The organism is Chamaesiphon sp. OTE_8_metabat_110 (assembly GCF_031382685.1).
Taxonomy (GTDB): Bacteria; Cyanobacteriota; Cyanobacteriia; order Cyanobacteriales; family Chamaesiphonaceae; genus Chamaesiphon.
In genome coordinates this window covers 1-3,431 of the sequence record NZ_JANMZA010000181.1, presented here as the reverse complement: position 1 = coordinate 3,431, position 3,431 = coordinate 1, and the positions used below count along the sequence as shown (strand labels likewise).

Genomic DNA, 3,431 nt, shown 5'->3' with positions numbered 1-3,431 from the left:
GGTATTTACCGATATAAAATGACGGTACTGTAACTTGATGGATCGGTTGCTCGTCTTGATGATGTCGATCGTCCCCCATCATGAATGTACCACTAGGAATTAAAACTAGATCTAGATCGATATCGTCACCCAAGCTTTCTGTCAGACATTGTGCCGATCTGGGTTGTCGATCGATTATTTCACCATTGCGATCGAGACTAACTGTTTCAAAGCTAAAGGTGGTGACGGCGACAGAAGACATGATGGTAAATAGGGATCGATCGGTAGATCTAAAAGTATGCCACGAGGTAGGGGGAATTGAGGGATTACCTCTACCTCTACAGATCGAATAATTTAGTCAGCTTGGATCTGCGCCATTGCCATGACAAATCGATCGGCAATAAAGGGCAGAATCTGGCGATTTTGGCTGTTTGCCGTCCCTTCCGTAAACACAATTAATAAATAAGGCTGTCGATCGACTAGTTCGATATAAGCCGCATCATGGCGCACCTGGGATGTCCAGCCAGCTTTCGACCACATTTGACTCTCAGATGGTAAACCCCCGCCTAGAAAGCCATTTACCTGGTTCTCCTCGCCCGAATCGGGGGTAACTCCTGCTAAGTTGAGATCGCGGTGGAGTAGTTGCATCATTTGACTCGATCGATCGCCGCTGACGGCAGCACCACCGACGATACTATGCAATAACCGGGCTACAGCATCGGTCGTGACCATATTTCGATTTTCGCGCATTTCGCCGACAAACAAGCGTTCCCGCCCGTAGGGGCCATCGCTCCAGGTCTTTTGATTGACATTGATCGGGTCTAATTCCAACCAGCCCAGGGATTGATAATAGCGGTTGATCAGATTGCGTTGAGCTTTCCAGGTTTCAAATGGCCCCGCAGACAGTTCGGGGCCACTAGTTGTACCAGTAAGGGTATCGACGACTAGGCTAGTGGCATCATTGCTAGAGTCGATTATCATATCGCGCAAGGCGCGATCGAGTTCGCCAGAAGCCGTTGCCATCCCTTGCTCTAGCCACTCGTGCATCGCCAGTAAATAAAATAATTTGGCGATACTGGCTGGATAAATGCGCTCGCCACCCCGATAATTAAAGCCCCGCACGGGATACGTCCACAGTTCATCGGCGGTAATCGCACCACCAGTATTCACCGGGATCGGTCGATCGTAAACCAGCCATGTCAACGCAATCTGTTCTGGCTGGAGATCGGAGAATTTGGCATGAGTGTCCGCTAGAGCTTGCTCGGCTAATAGCGTTAGCTGGGAATCGGAGTGGTAGAAGTGCATAGGGTGGGGAGGTGGAAAAACAGTTAAATGAGCGGGGTTTTTCTGTACGTGTTTAGCATAGTTCGGATCGCTTTGAGTGTACAGCGATCGAGATCGTCCCTTCCCTGAGTCAACACATGGAACGATCGATACTCCCGTCTGGCACAGCACATCCACTACTAAAAGTGCTGAAATCCAGTTTTGCGCGGTTCGCTGGCAAACATCTCTCCTAGATCGATCGGTGCCTCATCCCCGCGATCGTCGATAATTAAAATATTGGAATGCTGGACGATCGTACCGATAATTGCCGCCCCACCGCCTAGTAAATCGACCAATTGACGCGCGATCGCCTCGGGCATAGTTAATACTAGTTCAAAGTCTTCTCCACCGTATAGAGCGGATGCTAGAGCCGGATCTGGAAAAAGTTGGGATAAGGATGGTGAGATCGGAATAGTCGATCGCGTCAATCTAGCACCCACGCCACTGGCTTCGCAAATTTGGAAGATCGCATCTGCTAAACCATCGCTACTATCCATCCCCGTTACCACCAATGCTCGATCGCTATTAGCTCGCAACCCTTGCAGCAGTGGCAATACATCTAGCCTCGGCTGGGGTCGCTGGTGAGCGGTAATTAGCCTGTCTCGATGCTGTTGGAAATTGGATCGATCGACACCTAACTCGGGATTGAGCAGCAATTGCAATCCGGCAGCAGCGTCTCCATGATAACCCGTCACCACGATCGCATCGCCAACTTGAGCAGTCGATCGGGCGACGATATTTTGGCTCGGGGCACTACCTAATGCGGTAATCGCCACAGTCGCTACACTCGATCGGGTCAAATCGCCGCCAATTATTCCCGTTCCATATTGCGCCAAACAAGCCTGCATCCCCACGTAAAGCTGCTCCAACCAGACGACAGGTAACGTCGGGGGCAAACTTAACCCGACGGTAATTCCCAAGGGTGTGGCACCCATTGCCGCCAGATCTGATAAATTCGCTGCCACCGATCGCCAGCCGACATCAAATGCTGTCGTCGTCCGATCGCTAAAATGTACTCCATCGACCAATACATCCGTCGTGACTATTAGCTCACAACCTGCTGGTGGATGGACAATCGCCCCGTCGTCCCCGATCGTCTGGGGGCGACAATAAGGAGAGATTAACTTTAGTAATCCACGTTCGCCAAGATCGCTAATGAGCATCTATTCGGTAGTTGGTAGATATAGAGATTTTACTCCGATCTACTGTGAATATTCAGCGATCCCCTGCCGCGTCGCCAAAGCGACAAAAGTCTGATATGTGCCCACGCGTCCCCACGCTCTGGTAGACTTGTAGACGACTCAAATCCCTATAAATAGAGCTTTTTAGGAGCAAATAGCAGTGGAAAATAGTTTAGGTTTAGAAATTATTGAAGTAGTAGAGCAAGCGGCGATCGCGTCAGCACGCTTGATGGGTAAGGGCGACAAGAATGAAGCCGATCGTGTTGCAGTCGAAGCGATGCGCGAACGGATGAATAAAATTCACATGCGCGGACGGATCGTCATTGGGGAAGGCGAACGCGATGACGCGCCCATGCTCTACATCGGTGAAGAAGTAGGGATTTGTTCTCAGCCTAATGCTGCTGAATTGTGCAGTATCGACGAACTGATCGAAATCGATATCGCCGTCGATCCTTGTGAAGGTACTAACTTGTGTGCGTACGGACAACCCGGTTCGATGGCTGTATTAGCGATCTCCGAAAAAGGTGGTTTGTTTGCCGCGCCGGACTTCTACATGAAGAAACTCGCAGCACCCCCAGCCGCCAAAGGGAAAGTAGATATCAACAAGTCTGCTACCGAAAACCTCAAAATCTTGTCCCAGTGTCTCGATCTGCCGATCGAAGAATTAGTTGTCGTCGTCATGAAACGCGAACGTCACAACGATCTGATTGCCGAAATTCGTAACGCTGGTGCGCGGGTGGCACTAATTAGTGATGGTGATGTCGGTGCAGCGATCAACTGCGGTTTTGCTGGTACCAACATTCACGCGCTGATGGGTATCGGTGCGGCTCCTGAAGGTGTGATCTCCGCCGCTGCTCTGCGGTGTTTGGACGCTCACTTCCAAGGACAACTAATCTACGATCCCGCAGTTGTCAAAACTGGCTTGATCGGTGAAAGCAAAGAAGCTAA

The 3,431-nt window shown here is 50.5% G+C and carries 4 protein-coding genes; 1 reads left to right on the top strand and 3 read right to left on the bottom strand.

Annotation, left to right across the window (positions count from 1 at the left end; all coding sequences use genetic code 11):
* The 3 genes from RMO52_RS06470 to thiL all read right to left on the bottom strand — a co-directional run.
* Positions 1 to 241: SUMF1/EgtB/PvdO family nonheme iron enzyme (locus RMO52_RS06470; protein ID WP_310412048.1), on the bottom strand; the 241-nt coding region annotated here is incomplete at its 3' end.
* Positions 242 to 333: 92 nt separating this feature from the next.
* Positions 334 to 1,284, bottom strand: a complete 951-nt coding sequence (locus RMO52_RS06465) for a serine hydrolase (protein ID WP_309740689.1) — start codon at positions 1,282 to 1,284, stop codon at positions 334 to 336.
* A gap of 158 nt (positions 1,285 to 1,442) precedes the next feature.
* Positions 1,443 to 2,465 carry a thiamine-phosphate kinase gene (gene thiL, locus RMO52_RS06460; protein WP_309740691.1) on the bottom strand — a complete coding sequence of 341 codons (1,023 nt, stop codon included), beginning with the start codon at positions 2,463 to 2,465 and terminating at the stop codon, positions 1,443 to 1,445.
* Positions 2,466 to 2,643: 178 nt separating this feature from the next.
* Here thiL and glpX point away from each other — a divergent pair.
* Positions 2,644 to 3,431 (top strand): class II fructose-bisphosphatase (gene glpX / locus RMO52_RS06455; protein ID WP_310412046.1); only part of this gene is annotated, 788 nt, incomplete at its 3' end.

Excerpts from the sequence above, each read along its gene's own strand:
- RMO52_RS06465 (WP_309740689.1), bottom strand. The coding sequence starts at position 1,284 with ATGCACTTCTACCACTCCGATTCCCAGCTAACGCTATTAGCCGAGCAA.
- thiL (WP_309740691.1), bottom strand. The coding sequence starts at position 2,465 with ATGCTCATTAGCGATCTTGGCGAACGTGGATTACTAAAGTTAATCTCT.